Annotated in this window: 16 protein-coding genes; 11 read left to right on the top strand and 5 right to left on the bottom strand. The window is 65.1% G+C overall.

Annotated elements, in window-relative coordinates:
* The first annotated feature begins 12 nt into the window (after positions 1–12).
* The 6 genes from B3E94_RS02440 to B3E94_RS02415 all read left to right on the top strand — a co-directional run bounded on the left by B3E94_RS02440 (position 13) and on the right by B3E94_RS02415 (position 5,249).
* On the top strand, positions 13–843 hold the full coding sequence (locus B3E94_RS02440; RefSeq protein ID WP_176517802.1) for a sigma 54-interacting transcriptional regulator: 831 nt from the start codon (positions 13–15) through the stop codon (positions 841–843).
* A gap of 176 nt (positions 844–1,019) precedes the next feature.
* Positions 1,020–1,805: a MetQ/NlpA family ABC transporter substrate-binding protein gene (locus tag B3E94_RS02435; protein WP_236235988.1), complete on the top strand. Its 786-nt coding sequence runs from the start codon at positions 1,020–1,022 to the stop codon at positions 1,803–1,805.
* 499 nt (positions 1,806–2,304) lie between these two features.
* Positions 2,305–2,970, top strand: coding sequence for an amino acid ABC transporter permease (locus B3E94_RS02430; protein WP_176517800.1), 666 nt, complete (start codon positions 2,305–2,307; stop codon positions 2,968–2,970).
* Positions 2,951–3,610, top strand: coding sequence for an amino acid ABC transporter permease (locus B3E94_RS02425; RefSeq protein WP_286912193.1), 660 nt, complete (start codon positions 2,951–2,953; stop codon positions 3,608–3,610). Before B3E94_RS02430 ends, B3E94_RS02425 begins: the two co-directional genes overlap by 20 nt.
* On the top strand, positions 3,607–4,380 hold the full coding sequence (locus B3E94_RS02420; RefSeq protein ID WP_286912191.1) for an amino acid ABC transporter ATP-binding protein: 774 nt from the start codon (positions 3,607–3,609) through the stop codon (positions 4,378–4,380). The genes B3E94_RS02425 and B3E94_RS02420 overlap by 4 nt, the downstream gene beginning before the upstream one ends.
* Positions 4,377–5,249 (top strand): transporter substrate-binding domain-containing protein, encoded by an 873-nt coding sequence (locus B3E94_RS02415; protein ID WP_286912190.1) that lies wholly within the window; start codon positions 4,377–4,379, stop codon positions 5,247–5,249. Before B3E94_RS02420 ends, B3E94_RS02415 begins: the two co-directional genes overlap by 4 nt.
* Positions 5,250–5,284: 35 nt before the next feature.
* Here the strand turns inward: B3E94_RS02415 and B3E94_RS02410 are convergent, their stop codons facing one another.
* Both B3E94_RS02410 and B3E94_RS02405 read right to left on the bottom strand, forming a co-directional pair.
* Positions 5,285–6,103, bottom strand: coding sequence for an alpha/beta fold hydrolase (locus tag B3E94_RS02410; protein WP_236235989.1), 819 nt, complete (start codon positions 6,101–6,103; stop codon positions 5,285–5,287).
* A 30-nt stretch (positions 6,104–6,133) separates the two neighbouring features.
* The gene (locus B3E94_RS02405) at positions 6,134–8,500 is read right to left on the bottom strand and encodes a penicillin acylase family protein (protein WP_286912188.1); all 2,367 of its coding nucleotides are present in this window, start codon (positions 8,498–8,500) and stop codon (positions 6,134–6,136) included.
* Positions 8,501–8,584: 84 nt separating this feature from the next.
* On the opposite strand from B3E94_RS02405, the gene B3E94_RS02400 reads away from it, so the two are divergent.
* Positions 8,585–9,151: a sugar O-acetyltransferase gene (locus B3E94_RS02400; RefSeq protein ID WP_176517795.1), complete on the top strand. Its 567-nt coding sequence runs from the start codon at positions 8,585–8,587 to the stop codon at positions 9,149–9,151.
* On the opposite strand, the gene B3E94_RS02395 is transcribed toward B3E94_RS02400, so the two are convergent.
* Positions 9,130–9,699 (bottom strand): DUF6436 domain-containing protein, encoded by a 570-nt coding sequence (locus B3E94_RS02395; RefSeq protein ID WP_286912187.1) that lies wholly within the window; start codon positions 9,697–9,699, stop codon positions 9,130–9,132. The genes B3E94_RS02400 and B3E94_RS02395 overlap by 22 nt on opposite strands.
* Before the next feature lie 196 nt (positions 9,700–9,895).
* Between B3E94_RS02395 and B3E94_RS02390 the strand changes: the two genes are divergently transcribed.
* The gene (locus B3E94_RS02390; protein WP_286912186.1) at positions 9,896–10,822 is read left to right on the top strand and encodes an alpha/beta hydrolase; all 927 of its coding nucleotides are present in this window, start codon (positions 9,896–9,898) and stop codon (positions 10,820–10,822) included.
* Here the strand turns inward: B3E94_RS02390 and B3E94_RS02385 are convergent, their stop codons facing one another.
* Positions 10,823–11,575 carry a DUF2059 domain-containing protein gene (locus B3E94_RS02385; protein WP_286912185.1) on the bottom strand — a complete coding sequence of 251 codons (753 nt, stop codon included), beginning with the start codon at positions 11,573–11,575 and terminating at the stop codon, positions 10,823–10,825. It abuts the gene before it with no gap.
* 113 nt (positions 11,576–11,688) lie between these two features.
* On the opposite strand from B3E94_RS02385, the gene B3E94_RS02380 reads away from it, so the two are divergent.
* Both B3E94_RS02380 and B3E94_RS02375 read left to right on the top strand, forming a co-directional pair.
* Positions 11,689–12,321 (top strand): 2OG-Fe(II) oxygenase, encoded by a 633-nt coding sequence (locus B3E94_RS02380; protein ID WP_176517812.1) that lies wholly within the window; start codon positions 11,689–11,691, stop codon positions 12,319–12,321.
* A complete protein-coding gene (locus B3E94_RS02375; RefSeq protein WP_176517791.1) occupies positions 12,308–12,805 on the top strand; it encodes a DUF523 domain-containing protein in 498 nt (165 codons plus the stop codon). The genes B3E94_RS02380 and B3E94_RS02375 overlap by 14 nt, the downstream gene beginning before the upstream one ends.
* A gap of 98 nt (positions 12,806–12,903) precedes the next feature.
* On the opposite strand, the gene B3E94_RS02370 is transcribed toward B3E94_RS02375, so the two are convergent.
* The gene (locus B3E94_RS02370) at positions 12,904–13,392 is read right to left on the bottom strand and encodes a substrate-binding periplasmic protein (protein WP_286912184.1); all 489 of its coding nucleotides are present in this window, start codon (positions 13,390–13,392) and stop codon (positions 12,904–12,906) included.
* 201 nt (positions 13,393–13,593) lie between these two features.
* Here B3E94_RS02370 and B3E94_RS02365 point away from each other — a divergent pair, with 201 nt between their 5' ends.
* Positions 13,594–14,070 carry a DUF4399 domain-containing protein gene (locus tag B3E94_RS02365; protein ID WP_236235997.1) on the top strand — a complete coding sequence of 159 codons (477 nt, stop codon included), beginning with the start codon at positions 13,594–13,596 and terminating at the stop codon, positions 14,068–14,070.
* The last annotated feature ends 120 nt before the right edge of the window (positions 14,071–14,190 follow it).

Below are 14,190 nucleotides of genomic sequence, written 5' to 3'. Positions count from 1 at the left end.
CGGGAGTTACGCATGACTTTTCAAAACCCCTTTGGCCAGCCGCTGCTGACCTTCCCCGAACTGGACAAAAGCCCGCTGAGCATCCGCGCCAAGGCCCTGGTGTTCATCGACCCCCGCTCGCAGCAACTGCGCCAGGCGCTGGAGCGGCTGGCGCCGCAAGCATTGCCGGTGTTGATCCGCGGCGAGACCGGCACCGGCAAGGAATTGCTGGCGCGGCAGATCCACCGCGCCAGCGACCGGGCAGGGCTGTTCGTGTCGGTCAACTGCGCCGCCATCAGCCCGACCTACGCCGATGCCGAGCTGTTCGGCTACAGCGCCGGGGCCCAGGGTGGCACCGCCAGCAGCCGCGCCGGCTGGTTCGGTTCGGCCAACGGCGGCACCTTGTACCTGGATGAAATCGCCGACCTGCCGCTGGAGATCCAGGGCAAGTTGCTGGCAGCGCTGGAAAACCGCGAAGTCACCCGGGTGGGCGCGCAGCAGCCGCAGGCGGTGGATGTGCGCCTGGTGGCCGCCACCAGCATCGACCTGGCGCGGGTAGTGCGTGCCGGGCGCTTCAACGAGCGCTTGTACCAGTACCTGCTCGAAGGCGCCCTGGAGTTGCCGCCGCTGCGCGAGCGGCGCGGCGATATCCTGCCGCTGGCCGAGTACTTCGTGGGCATCTACTGCGTGCGCCTGCAGCGCTCGCTGCCGCTGATCAGCGAAGCCGCGCAACAGCTGCTGGAGGCCCATGCCTGGCCGGGCAACACCCGCGAACTGGAGAACGTCATCCACTTCGCCTTGCTGGTCAATGACAGCGAAGAGATCCAGCCCGAAGACCTCGACCTGCCGGACCTGGCGCGCTAGACATCGGTATAAGCGAATGCCGTGATGGCTATTTGTTTTCGGAATAAGCAGCGAATTAAAAGATATTGTTCCGGAATAAAAAATCTCGGTATTGTCCGCCTCACGCTCCCGGGTGAACCGGTTGGGCAACCGACTTTTTGCCATCGCCGATGGCCAGAAACAGAACAAGGACCACCATGAACAAGACCCTGCTGACCACGGCCCTGGCCGCTGCCCTGTCGTTCTCCGGCCTGGCCGCCGCTGCCGAGAAACTGGTGGTTGCCGCCACCCCGGTGCCCCACGCCGAGATCCTCGAGCTGATCAAGCCAACCCTGGCCAAGGAAGGCGTGGACCTGGAAATCAAGGTCTTCACCGACTACGTGCAGCCTAACGTGCAGGTCGACCAGAAGCGCCTGGACGCCAACTACTTCCAGACCCTGCCGTACCTCAAGAGCTTCAACGAAGGCAAGGGCACTCACCTGGAAACCGTGGTAGGCGTGCACGTCGAGCCGTTTGGTGGCTACTCGAAGAAGATCAAGAGCCTGTCCGAGCTCAAGGATGGCGCCACCGTTGCCATTCCTAACGAAGGCAGCAACAGCGGCCGCGCGCTGATCCTGCTGCAGAAGGCTGGCCTGATCACCCTGAAAGACCCGAAAAACGCCCTGGCCACGCCGAAAGACATCGCCGAGAACCCGAAGAAGCTGAAGTTCCGCGAGCTGGAATCGGCCATGCTGCCGCGTGTGCTGGACCAGGTCGACCTGGACATGATCAACACCAACTACGCACTGGAAGCGGGCCTGAACCCGGCCAAGGATGCGCTGGTGATCGAGGGCAGCGACTCGCCTTACGTGAACTTCCTGGTGGCGCGCCCGGACAACAAGGACAGCGATGCGATCCAGAAGCTGGCCAAGGCCCTGACCAGCCCTGAAGTGAAGGAGTTCATCGCCAAGAAGTACAGCGGTGCGGTGCTGCCGGCGTTCTGATTTGCCTGGCTGACCCTGTAATCGAAAACGCCGGCGCATTTTGCGTCGGCGTTTTTGTTTGTGCCTGGCGGTATCGAAGGGTGGGCATTGCCGGCCCTTTCGCGGGGCAAGCCCGCTCCCACAGGTTCACTAGTAGCTTTGAAGGTGGTGGTGAACCTGTGGGAGCGGGCTTGCCCCGCGAAGGGGCCAGAACAGGCACCCCACTCAGCGTGGGCTGCCAAGCGCCCGGCGCAACGCCATCAGCCACAGAATCTGTTCATTGCGATCGGTTGAGCAGGGGCAATTCATCGTTATCGTCCTTGTTGGTTTGATGGCCTTGCAAGCCTTGTTCTAAAGCTGTTTGAGGCACCCCTGGCAGTAAAGTTTCAGTGATATCAATATGCAATAAAGGTATTTATTAAAAGTTTTTTATACCTTTAGAGTCTACTGATCGTGCACTGCGCACCCGGTAGAACTTGCCCATGCCGTACTTCCCAAACACGCTGTCGAGGCCCGTTCCATGACCTTCGACACCGCCTTCATTCTTAGTACACTTCCGGCATTCTTCAAGGCCGTGGGCGTGACCTTGCAGGTCGGCCTGATCGCCATAGCCACTTCGCTGCTGGTCGCTCTGGTCAATGCCACCCTGCTGGTCCTGCGCACGCCCTACCTGTGGCGCCTGGTGCAAGGCTACGTGGAGCTGGCGCGCAACACGCCGCTGCTGATCCAGCTGTTCTTCGTCTACTTCGCCTTGCCCAGCCTGGGCCTGAACATCTCCGGCTTCGCTGCGGCGATCATCACCATGACCTTCATGGGCGGCGCCTACCTCACCGAAGTGCTGCGCGCCGGTGTCGAGGCGGTGCCGCGTGCGCAACTGGAGTCGGGGCGCGCCATCGGCCTTTCCGAAGGCCAGCTGCTGCGCCATGTGATCCTGCCCCAGGCGGGCCTTCTGAGCCTGCCGGCGCTGTTCGCCAATTTCATCTTCCTGCTCAAGGAAACCACGGTGGTGTCGGCCGTGGCCGTGCCCGAGATTCTCTACACCACCAAGAACTACATCGCCCTGTACTACAAGACCTACGAAATGCTCGCCGTGCTGACGCTGCTCTGCGTGCTGCTGTTCCTGCCCCTGTCGCTGCTGCTGCGCTACCTGGAAAGGAGGCTGCAACATGGCCAGTTCGGCGTTTGACCTGCTGCTGGTGTCGCTGCCGCAGCTTGGCCGTGGCGCGGCGCAAACCCTGGCCATCTCGGGCCTGGGCATCGTCTTAGCGACCCTCGGTGGCGTGCTCTACGGCGTGCTGGCAACCCTCGGCAACCGCCTGCTGAACATCGCCCTGCAGGTCTACCTCGAGTTGTTCCGGGCGATCCCGGTACTGGTGTGGCTGTACCTGGTGTTCTTCGGCCTGCCGATCTTCTTCGCCCTGAGCATCCCCAGTTTCTGGTGCGCGGTGCTGGTGCTCGGGCTGTGGGGCGCCAGCGAGGTCGGCGAGGTGGTGCGCGGCGCCTTGCAATCGCTGCCGCGCGGGCAGCGTGAGGCGGGGCTGTCGATCGGCCTGTCCGGCGCCCAGCTCTACGGCCATGTGCTGCTGCCCCAGGCGCTCAAGCGCATGACCCCGCCGACCATCAACATCTACACGCGGATCATCAAGACCAGCTCGCTGGCGGTGCTGATCGGTGTGGTCGATGTCATCAAGGTGGGCCAGCAGATCATCGAGCGCACTTACGAATCGGTGCTGATCTACGGCGTGCTGTTTCTGTTCTTCTTCATCGTCTGTTACCCGCTGTCCGCCGCCTCGCGCGTGCTGGAGCGGCGCTGGGCCCACTCATGAGCGCACTGATCGAATTCCAGGGTTTCAACAAGTATTTCGGCGAGCACCAGGTGCTCAAGGATGTCGACCTCAAGGTAGAGGCCGGCGAAGTGGTGGTGATCCTCGGCCCCAGCGGCTGCGGCAAAAGCACCTTGCTGCGCTGCCTCAATGGACTGGAAGACGCGCACAGCGGCCAGCTGCGCCTGGCCGGCGAAGCGCTACTGGCACCTGACACCGACTGGCGCCAGGTGCGCCAGCGGGTGGGCATGGTGTTCCAGAGCTATCACCTGTTCGGCCACATGCGGGTGATCGACAACCTGCTGCTGGGCCCGCTCAAGGTGCAGAAGCGCGAGCGCGCCGAAGCCCAGGCCCAGGCCGAAGCCCTGCTGGCCCGCGTCGGCCTGCTGGACAAGCGCGACGCCTACCCGCGCCAGCTGTCCGGCGGCCAGCAGCAGCGCATCGCCATCGTCCGCGCGCTGTGCATGAACCCGCAGGTGATGCTGTTCGACGAGGTGACCGCTGCCCTCGACCCGGAGATGGTCAAGGAGGTGCTGCAGGTGATCCAGGGCCTGGCCCGCGACGGCATGACCTTGCTTATCGTTACCCACGAAATGGCCTTCGCCCGCGCGGTGGCCGACCGAATCGTGTTCATGGAGGCCGGCAGGATCCTTGAACAGAGCGACCCCGAGAGCTTCTTCAGCCAGCCGCGGACCGCACGAGCGCAGCAGTTCCTGGACAAATTCTCCTTCGTCGAAAGCCTGCCCACGACACTGCATAAGGAACTGTCATGAAAACTGCCCCCCTCACCAAACTGCTGGCGCCGCTGTTCGGCCTGGCCCTGCTGGCCGGCTGCAACAAGGCCGAGGAACCCGCCAAGCCTGCCGCGGCATCGCCTGCGACCAGCTACCTGGAAACCATCAAGGCGCGTGACAAGCTGATCGTCGGCGTGTTCACCGACAAGCCGCCGTTCGGCTTCGTCGATGAAAGCGGCCGCTATGTGGGTTTTGACACCGACATCGGCCGGCGCCTGGCCAAGGACCTGCTCGGCGACGAGAACAAGGTGGAGTTCGTCGCCGTCGAGCCGGCCAGCCGCATCCCGTTCCTGCAAAGCGACAAGGTCGACCTGATCCTCGCCAACATGACCGTGACACCCGAGCGCAAGGAAGCGGTGGACTTCACCAACCCCAACCTGCGCGTGGCCGTGCAGGCCATCGTCGCCGACGGCAGCGCGGTGCAGCAGCTCGATGACCTGGCCGGCAAGACCACCATCGTCACCACCGGCACCACGGCAGACATCTGGCTGAGCAAGCACCACCCGGACTGGAAGCTGCTGAAGTTCGAGAAGAACAGCGAATCGCTGCAAGCGCTGGCTGCTGGCCGTGGCGACGCCTACGCCCAGGACAACCTGATCCTGTTCAGCTGGGCCAAGCAGAACCCGGGTTACCGCGTGCTGCCGCAGCTGCTGGGCGAAGAGGCGCCGATTGCCCCGGCGGTGAAGAAGGGCAACACCGAGCTGCGTGACTGGGTGAATGCCGAGCTGGCCAAGCTGGGCGAGGAGAAGTTCCTGCTCAAGCTGTATGACCAGTATGTGCGCAAGGAACTGAGCGATGACACCAAGCCTGAGAGCGTGATCGTCGAAGGGGGCAAGTGGCAGGGTTGATCGGATGATGGGGGCCGGTTTCGGCCCCCATCTGCTCAAGCGTTGCGCGGCAACCAATCCAGCAGGAACTGGCTCACCACCTGCGGGTTCTCCAGGCTGGAGATATGCCCTGCATGGGGAATCTGCGCTGCCAGGCAGCCAATCAGCTGCGCCATTTCCAGCGACTCTTCCGGCGGGCGCGGGATGTCCTGGTCGCCGCACAGAACAATGGTGCGCTGCGCGGGCAGCTCAGCCAGGCGCGCCAGCAGATCAGGCCTGCTGAAAATCAGCCGGCCCATCGGCGCCAGGCTCTGGCGAACGGTTTCGGCGCTGCTGGCCTTGAGCGCTGCGCGAAATTGCTCGCGAACCTCGGGCACCGTCTGGCCACCGGCGTGGAAGAAAATCGGCACGATGATATCGAGCAGGGCGTCGCTGAAGCAGCCCGCTGCGCTGGCGGCATCGAGCAGGGCAAAGTATTTGAGCCGGGTCGCTTGCGGCTCTGCGCCCAGATAAGTGTCCATCAGTACCAGGCGGTCGACCCGCGCCGGATGGTCTGCGGCAAGTTCCGCACCCCACATGCCGCCGACCGACAGGCCGACCAGGTGGCACTGGGGGATGTCCAGGGCATCCAGCAATGCCAGGTGCTGGCGGGCAAGGGCGCGCATGTCGGTGGTGGTGGCCGGTGGCGCTTCGCTGTCGCCATGCCCCCACAGTTCCGGGGCGATCACCCTGAAATGGCGAGACAGCGCATCGATCTGCGGTTGCCACATGGCGGCCGACCACAAGTAGCTGTGGCCGAGCAGGATGGGGAAGCCTTGGCCCTGATCGACGTAGCTCATGCGCGCGCCGTCAATCTCGATGAAGTTCTTCTGCATTGGCGTACCTTCAGAAATTAAGGAGAGGTGCTAACGTGCCGGGCCCAAGCGTAACGTGCTCTGCGCAGGGATAATGCCCATTTGCGCCCTGGAATATCTTCCATTGATGTAGGCCTCTGCCTGGTCGGCGTAATGCTTGTCGAACGGCACCCCACTCTGCCCGACCGGGTTGCTGGTCAGCGCCTGCCCGGCGTCGGCAAAGTCGATCAGCCGCCGTGTCGAAGGCCCGTAGTTCACCGGCCAGGGCGCCGGCCCCAGCTTCGCCGACAGGTTGTTGGGCACCTCGTGCGTGCCCGGCGCGGCAAACGGCCCGACGTTGAACAGCAGGTTCAGCGGCTTCTTCACCCCCAGCGGATGGTTGTGCGTCAGGGTGTGGGCCTTGCCCCACTGCCAGCTTGCCGGGTCGTTGCCGAAGGTTTCGCGCAAATGCTTGAGGCTTTGCTGCCAGGCCAGGCGTACCACGCTGGTGCGGTCGCTGCGCTGGTTGGCGCCCTTGGTGTTCCACCACGGCGACCCGGCGTCGGCGGCCAGGCGCGGCAGCGCGGCATCGATGGCGCGGGTACTGATCAGCACCGGGAACCAGGTGTCGCCCAGTTCGTCATGCAGCGCCGCGTATGCCAGGTCGTAGAGGAACTGGTAGAACAGCGTGGCGCTGGTGGAGTCCAGCGGGTAATCGCCGCGCCAGGCCGCCAGTTGCTCGACCAGCTCCTTTTCCTCGTCGCCCTGGGCGACCTTGCGCAAGGTCGCCAGCAGCGGCGCCAAGGTGCGCGGGCCGTAGTCGCTGGCGGTATCGAGTTGCAGCGCCTGGCTGTTGCTGGTGTCCCACTTCACCTGCGGGTCGGCCAGGTGGCGATCGAGCTGGCGGCCCCGGTCCGGCAGGTTGTAGTAACCCGGAATGCTCACCACGGCTGGCGGCTGGAAGTTGGCCGAGACGATGTAGCCACTGGCCGGGTTTTCCTGTTGCGGGTTGACGCTGAACGGGTAGAAACCCAGCTTGTCGGCCTGGGCGCTGGCGCCATCGAGGATGAACGCCGGGTTGACCCCGTCCGGGCGAATCGGCAGCTGCGCGGCGGCCCACCAGCCGATATCGCCACGTGCGTTGGCCCAGACGAAGTTGAGCCCCGGTGCCTGCACCTTGGCCGCCGCTTCGCGCATCTTGGCCAGGGTATCGGCGCGGTTGAGCTGGTAGAAGCCGTCGAGGATCGGGTTTTCGGTTTCCAGAAACGCCCACCACATGGCAATCGGCGTGGTGCCGGCCGTGGCGCCGAGCACGTCGTTGACGATCGGCCCGTGGGGCGAGCGGCGCAGGTTGATGGTGACAGGCTGCTCGCCCTTGACCGCGATCTGCTGTTGGGTCTTTTCCAGCGTGCGCCACTTGCCATCGACCAGCACTTGCTCGCTGTTGGCGGGGTTGGTCTTTTCTGCGATCAGGTCGACGTCGTCGTTCTGGAACATGGTCAGGCTCCAGCCGAAGTCGCGGTTGTGCCCGAGCAGGGCAAACGGGTTGAGCGCCTGGAAGTAGCCGTACAGGTTGAAGCCCGGCGCCGACAGCTCGGCCTCGTACCACACCGCCGGTACCGCGAAGCTGATGTGCGGGTCGCCGGCCAGCAAGGGCTTGCCGCTGCGGGTGCGGCTGCCGGAAACGGCCCAGGCGTTGCTGCCTTCGAACTGCGGGATGCCGGCGTCGCTGAGGGCCTCGTGGCTGAGGCGGGCCAGTGCTTCCAGGCTCTGCCAGTCGGCTGCCGCCAGTGGGGTGGCCAGTGCGCCGTCGGGCTGCCAGTCGAGGTCGAAGATCTTCAGGTACTGCGGGCCGAGCTGGTCGCGGATGTAGGTCAGCGCAGGTTCTGTGCGAAATGCGGCGGCGAAGCTGTAGGCCAGGTAGCCGGCGATGCTCAGGGTGTCTTCAGCGGTGAACGGCCGCGGCGTGATGCCGATCAGGTCGAATTCCATCGGCTTGCGGTGGCTGGCCTGCCAGGCATTGATGCCATCGAGGTAGGCTTGCAGCGCTTGCCAGGCGGGGGACTGGTGGTCCTGGCGCTGCACCATCAGCGCCGCCTGCTCGCGGATGCGCAGGCTGCGAAACAGCGTGTCGGTAGGCAGCAGCTTGTCGCCCAGCACCTCGGCCAGCTCGCCACGGGCCAGGCGGCGCATGATTTCCATCTGGAACAAGCGGTCCTGGGCGTGCACGTAGCCCAGGGCGCGGTACAGGTCCTGCTCGTTCTGCGCTTGCAGGTGGGGCACGCCGCGGGCGTCGTAGCGCACGGTGACCGGCGCCTGCAACCCGCTGATCGCCACCTCGCCCTCGCGTTGCGGCAGCTTGCTCTGCACGTACCAGTAACCGGCGCCGGCGGCCACTGCCACCACCGCCACGGCCAACAGGGTGAGGCTGCGCTTCATCGAAACTCCTTGTGCATTCGAGCGGAAACTGTGGTCCGATCATCGACGGATTCCGGACAGAGCATAGCCCCCACAGGAGATCCCATGTCCCTCAGCGAAAAACAGAAAATGCTCAGCGGCCAGCTCTACCACGCCGGCTGCCCCGAGCTGCAAGCCGAGCAGATTGCCAACAAGCACTGGATGCACCGTTACAACAACAGCGTCGAACTGCTCAACGACGCCCGCAACGGCCTGCTCGCCGAACACTTCGGCCATGTCGGCGAAGGCACGGTGATTCGCCCGCCGTTCTATTGCGACTACGGCTACAACATCCGCGTGGGGCGCAACTGCTTCATGAACTTCAACTGCGTGATCCTCGACGTGCTGCCGGTGCACATCGGTGACGACTGCCAGATCGGCCCTGCCGTGCAGATCTACACCGCGGACCACCCGCTGGACCCCGAAGTGCGGCGCACCGGCCTGGAAAGCGGGCGGCCGGTGAGCATCGGCAACAATGTGTGGATCGGTGGCGCGGCGATCATCCTGCCTGGCGTAAGCATCGGCGACAACGCCGTGGTGGGCGCCGGCAGCGTGGTGACCCGCGATGTGCCGGCCGGCGCCGTGGTGATGGGCAACCCGGCGCGGGTGCGTCAGCCGGCCCAGGGGCAATAGCAGCCCACCGCCAAGGTGTTGGACGCGCTGACCTGGCGGCCGTCGAGCAATGCCTTGAGGATCGGTTCGATGAAGCTGTTGCTGGCGTTGCAAACGGCGCCTTCGCTGTAGGGGCCGAAATAGGCGAGGTGGCCCTGGCGGTCCCAGATGGCCACGGCGGGGGATGCCGGCAGGTGCTCGCTGCCGGGCAGCTGGGCGATGGGCTCGAGGCTGGCGAGGTTGGCGGGCAACTGGCCGTGGGTGCCCGGCTTCTGCACGACGTGGAAGGCCACGCCTTGGCTGGCGAACTGGCTGACCAGGTCGCCCAGGTGCTGCTGGTTGCCGACGTTGCACGGGCAGGTCGGGTCCCAGAAATGCACCACGCGGATCGGGCCGGGGCCGGCGAGCTCGGCGGGCAGGCGCAGTTGGCTGCCGTCGAAGAGGGTGGCCTGGTTGTCGAAGGGGCGCAGGTAGCGGGACTGGAAGCTGGCGTACGCCTGCCAGAGGATTGCGGCGCCGAGCAGCAACGCGAGCGCGGTGAGGATTGGTTTGGCTAGGCGGGTCTGCATGGGGTGCGCTGGGGCCTTGAGGTGGATTCACTGGCCCTATCGCCGGCAAGCCGGCTCCCACAATGTTCGCGGCGAAGCGCAACCTGTGGCAGCCGGCTTGCCGGCGACAGGGCCGGTGCAGGTCTCCCAAGCTTGCCATGATGCAGCCCAGAGCTGAATATCCCAGGTCAATACTCGCTTCGCTGTGGATGTACCCATGCCTGCTGCTTTTCACCCCGACAGCCTGCGCGCCAGCCTTGCGCCCCTTGGCGCGCGTCAGCTGTTGTCTGCCGAGGCGCAGCACTACCAGCGCTTCTATGGCCTGGACCTGCCGCTGCAAAGCTGGCTGGGGGGCTTCCAGGTGGCGGGCTTCGAGCTGGTCGGGCAGGTGTGGGTGCCGCAGCAGCCCGTTGCGACCTTGTTCCTGCTGCACGGCTACTACGACCACATGGGCCTGTATCGACATGTGATCGAGTGGGCGTTGAAGCTGGGTTATGCGGTCATCAGCTGCGACCTGCCAGGCCACGGCCTGTCCAGCGGCGAACGGGCCAGCATCAGCGATTTCGCGATCTACCAGCAGGTGCTCGATGCCTTGTTCGAACAGGCCCGGCAGCTTGAGCTACCCAGCCCTTGGCACCTGTGCGGGCAGAGCACGGGCGGTGCCATCGCCGTCGACCATCTGCTGCACAAGGGCGCGCAAAGCCCCATCGATGGGCAGACGATCCTGCTCGCGCCGCTGGTGCGGCCGCGTGCCTGGCGCTGGTCGAAGTTCAGCTACCGGGTGCTGCGTCACTTCGTCAACGGCATCGAGCGGCGCTTCAGCGAAAACACCAACGACCCGAACTTCCTGCCGTTCCTGGAGGCCGACCCGCTGCAACCGCGGCGTCTGCCGACGGCGTGGGTGGGGGCGTTGATGGCCTGGGTGAAGCGCATCGAGGCGGCGCCGGCCAGCAGCCGGCGGCCGTTGATCGTGCAGGGCGAGGCGGACGGCACGGTGGACTGGCCCTACAACCTCAAGGTGCTCAAGGCCAAGTTCGACCAGCCGCAGATTCTGCTGCTGCCCGAGGCCCGCCACCACCTGGCCAACGAGCTGCCGGGCATCCGCCAGCGCTATTTCGACTTCATCGACCAGCGCCTGGGCTGACTACTTCAGGTCTGCGCCGTTCTGCCCCACCGCCAGGCCCGCGCGCACGGCTGCCATGGCGGCCTGGTAGTAAGCCTTGCCTTGCGGCGACTCGGCGAAGGTGGCGAACTCTTCGAGTTCGGCGTCCGAAAGGTCGCGGTAGACGTACAGCAGCGTGTTGTTCAGGTCGGCGCCGATCTGGTTCATCAGTCGCTGGCGTTGGCCGTCGAGCAGGCCCTGGGCCTGGCCGCCGCCGAACAGGCCGGGGATCATCGAGCTCAAGCTGTCGGCGGCTACCCCGGCAATCGCCAGGCTGACCTCGGCACCCGCTTCGCGGGCAGGCAGCGCCTGGGCCAGGTGGCCGATGATGAGGAGCCGGTTGTCGCTGGCCTGCATCTTCGGCAGGCCCTTGGCGTTCTTGGCCAGTTGGTCCTTGCGCGTGGCCAGCAGTTCGGCGGCGACGATCTTGCGCCCCAGCGGCGACTGGAAGAACGCCAGTGCTGGCGCCGGGTCGGGCAGGGTCGCGCGCAGCTGCGCCTGGGCCCGCCGGTCCATGGCCTGGGCCTGGAAGCGTTGGTTGCTGTTGTCGACCAGTGCCTGGTAGACCGCCGGCGGCAGGCTGTTGCGATAGCGCTGCTGGGCGGCGCCCAGGGCGTCGTTGAAGTGGGCGCGCTGGTCGGGCCAGCCGGCCGCCTTGTACAGCTGATCGAGGCTGTCTGCCCAGACAGGCATGGTGCAGATCATCAGCAAGAACAGGGAAAACAGACGGTGCATTAAGGACTCCTGTCGGCAGGTGGCTATTGTCCGTGGCAAAACGCCGGTTTGTCGAGATAGGCGCGTGTTTCTCGGCCAAGTGGCGCTGTGCGAGTGCAGGGCTTATGGATATGATGCGCGCCATGCACATATCCCCTGAACACCCGATGCTTGCGGCCGTCGTCGACGATCTGGCCACCCATGGCTGGTCCCAGCAGGCACTGTTCCTGCCCGCCGACCTGGTGCGCGCGCTCGCAGCCGAATGCCGGCGCCGCGATGCCGAAGGCGAACTCAACCCGGCCGGGGTGGGGCGCGGTGTTGCCCAGGAAGTGCGTGAGGCCATCCGCGGTGATCAGATCCAGTGGATCGACCCCGGCCAGGCCGACGCCTGCGATCAGTACCTGGCGGCCATGGACCAGTTGCGCCTGGCCATCAACCAGGGCCTGTTCCTCGGCCTTGAAGACTTCGAGTGCCACTTTGCCCTGTACCCGCCCGGGGCCTTCTATCGCCGGCACCTGGACCGCTTTCGCGACGATGACCGGCGCATGGTTTCGGCGGTGCTGTACCTCAACGAAAACTGGCAGGCGCAGGATGGCGGGCAGTTGCGCATGTTCCTGAAGGGCGGCGTGGAGCACGATGTGGCGCCCCAGGCCGGCAGCCTGGTGGTGTTTCTGTCGGGTGAAGTGCCCCATGAAGTGCTGCCCGCCTTGCGCGATCGGCTGTCGTTGACCGGCTGGTTCAGGCGCCGTGGCAATGACCTGTTCTGACCTGCCCAAGGTGCTGGTCAGCGCCTGCCTGCTGGGCCAGCCGGTGCGCTACGACGGGCGAGCCAGCGGGCACCCGGGCCTGTTGCAGCGTTGGCAGGCCGAAGGCCGGGTCGTGCCGTTGTGCCCCGAGGTGGCCGGTGGGCTGCCGACGCCACGGCCGCCTGCGGAGATTCCCGGCGGGCAGGGCGCTGCGGTGCTCGATGGTGGCGCGCAGGTACTGACGGTGGCGGGCGAGGATGTCAGTGCGGCCTTTCTGGCCGGGGCGCAGCAGGCGCTGCGGCTGGTGCGCCGGCATGGCATCCGCGTGGCGGTGCTCAAGGCGGGCAGCCCGTCTTGTGGTAACCGGTTGACCTACGATGGCACGTTCAGTGGGGTGAAGGTGCCGGGAGAGGGGGTGACCACGGCGTTGCTGCGGCGTGAAGGGGTGCTGGTGTTCAGCGAGCTGGAGCTGGACGAGGCGCAGCGGGCGTTGGCTGAAGTTTGAGGTTGAGGCTGCGGGCCCCATCGCCGGCAAGCCGGCTCCCACATGGGCAACCTCGAACCCTGTGGGAGCCGGCTTGCCGGCGATGAGGCCAGTGGTGGCTACTGCCCGGCAGCCGTCTCCTGCACACCCTTGAACCACTTCTGCTCGAGCTCGGCAGTACGCCCGCTGTCCTTGAGCCGTTGCAGCGCGTTGTTCACGGCGCTCTCGAAGGCCGGGTTGTCCTTCTGGAACGGGATCACCAGTTTCTTCTCGCCGAACGGCAGGCTCACATCGAGCGGGCCGTCACCCTTGGGCGTTTCGCTTGACGGGGTCAGCGCCACGTCGTACTTGCCGCTTTCCACCCCGGGCAGCACCTCCGCCGCGGGGGTTTCGATGAACTCGGCGCGCAGGTCCAGCTGCTTGGCCAGCTCCTGGCCGAACTCGATGTCGAAACCGGTGAGGTGGTCGTTTTCCTTGAACGCATACGGTGAATTGTTGGCCTGCACGGCAATGCGCAGTTCGCCCCGGTCGGCGATGTCGTCAATCAGCTCGGCTTGAGCCAATGGCGTGATCAGTACTGCAAGCAGTACGCCTATGGTCGAACGCATGTAGTGCCCCTTTTTCTTTGGCAGATAAATAACGAGCGCCGCAACTTTGTTCCTTCGTTGCGGTCGAGCGCAGCCTATGACCTTGAAGCCTTGGCGAGGTTTAACCCTAACTGAAATATTTCTCTTTGTGGGCTATGGTGAACTTCCGCCGCCACAGGTTTTTAGTGGCGGCGGTCTTTAAGTGAATCACAGGAGAAGTGAATGAACAGCCTATTTTCGCGTGCTGCGGTTGCCGGTCTGCTGATGGGGGCCGCAGTGGTGGCCAGCGCCGCGGATGCGCTCAAGAGCCAGGAGCCGCCCAAGGATGCCAAGGTCTTCATCGTTTCCCCCGCCGATGGCGCCACGGTCGACAAGACCTTCACCGTCAAGTTCGGCATCGAGGGCATGGGCCTCAAGCCTGCAGGCGACCAGACGCCGCACACGGGCCATCATCACCTGCTGGTAGACGTCGACAAGGAACCTGTCGCCGACCAGCCACTGCCGACCAGCCTGATGCCCGAGAGCGGCGTAGCGCTGCCGGCCGGCCCGCAAGTGCTGCACTTCGGCAAGGCGCAGACCGAGGCCACCATCACCCTGACCCCAGGCAAGCACACGCTGCAACTGGTGCTGGGCGACCAGTACCACGTGCCGTTCAAACCCAGTGTCGAGTCGAAGAAGATCACTGTCGAGGTGAAGTAAGTACAAAAAAGGGAGGCCACCAGGGCCTCCCTTTTTCATCCAGCGCTTACGCTCAGAACAGGACGCGCGAGCGGATGGTGCCCTTGACCTGTTGCAGTTTCTCTTGCGCCAGGTCGGAGT

It is taken from the genome of Pseudomonas sp. UBA6315 (assembly GCF_002438125.1).
In the GTDB taxonomy this organism is placed as follows: Bacteria; Pseudomonadota; Gammaproteobacteria; order Pseudomonadales; family Pseudomonadaceae; genus Aquipseudomonas; species Aquipseudomonas faucium.
This window is presented reverse-complemented; position numbering and strand designations above follow the sequence as displayed.

Coding starts and splice junctions, on each gene's coding strand:
- B3E94_RS02440 (WP_176517802.1), top strand. CDS start 13: ATGACTTTTCAAAACCCCTTTGGCCAGCCGCTGCTGACCTTCCCCGAA.
- B3E94_RS02435 (WP_236235988.1), top strand. CDS start 1,020: ATGAACAAGACCCTGCTGACCACGGCCCTGGCCGCTGCCCTGTCGTTC.
- B3E94_RS02430 (WP_176517800.1), top strand. CDS start 2,305: ATGACCTTCGACACCGCCTTCATTCTTAGTACACTTCCGGCATTCTTC.
- B3E94_RS02425 (WP_286912193.1), top strand. CDS start 2,951: ATGGCCAGTTCGGCGTTTGACCTGCTGCTGGTGTCGCTGCCGCAGCTT.
- B3E94_RS02420 (WP_286912191.1), top strand. CDS start 3,607: ATGAGCGCACTGATCGAATTCCAGGGTTTCAACAAGTATTTCGGCGAG.
- B3E94_RS02415 (WP_286912190.1), top strand. CDS start 4,377: ATGAAAACTGCCCCCCTCACCAAACTGCTGGCGCCGCTGTTCGGCCTG.
- B3E94_RS02410 (WP_236235989.1), bottom strand. CDS start 6,103: ATGCAGAAGAACTTCATCGAGATTGACGGCGCGCGCATGAGCTACGTC.
- B3E94_RS02405 (WP_286912188.1), bottom strand. CDS start 8,500: ATGAAGCGCAGCCTCACCCTGTTGGCCGTGGCGGTGGTGGCAGTGGCC.
- B3E94_RS02400 (WP_176517795.1), top strand. CDS start 8,585: ATGTCCCTCAGCGAAAAACAGAAAATGCTCAGCGGCCAGCTCTACCAC.
- B3E94_RS02395 (WP_286912187.1), bottom strand. CDS start 9,699: ATGCAGACCCGCCTAGCCAAACCAATCCTCACCGCGCTCGCGTTGCTG.
- B3E94_RS02390 (WP_286912186.1), top strand. CDS start 9,896: ATGCCTGCTGCTTTTCACCCCGACAGCCTGCGCGCCAGCCTTGCGCCC.
- B3E94_RS02385 (WP_286912185.1), bottom strand. CDS start 11,575: ATGCACCGTCTGTTTTCCCTGTTCTTGCTGATGATCTGCACCATGCCT.
- B3E94_RS02380 (WP_176517812.1), top strand. CDS start 11,689: ATGCGCGCCATGCACATATCCCCTGAACACCCGATGCTTGCGGCCGTC.
- B3E94_RS02375 (WP_176517791.1), top strand. CDS start 12,308: ATGACCTGTTCTGACCTGCCCAAGGTGCTGGTCAGCGCCTGCCTGCTG.
- B3E94_RS02370 (WP_286912184.1), bottom strand. CDS start 13,392: ATGCGTTCGACCATAGGCGTACTGCTTGCAGTACTGATCACGCCATTG.
- B3E94_RS02365 (WP_236235997.1), top strand. CDS start 13,594: ATGAACAGCCTATTTTCGCGTGCTGCGGTTGCCGGTCTGCTGATGGGG.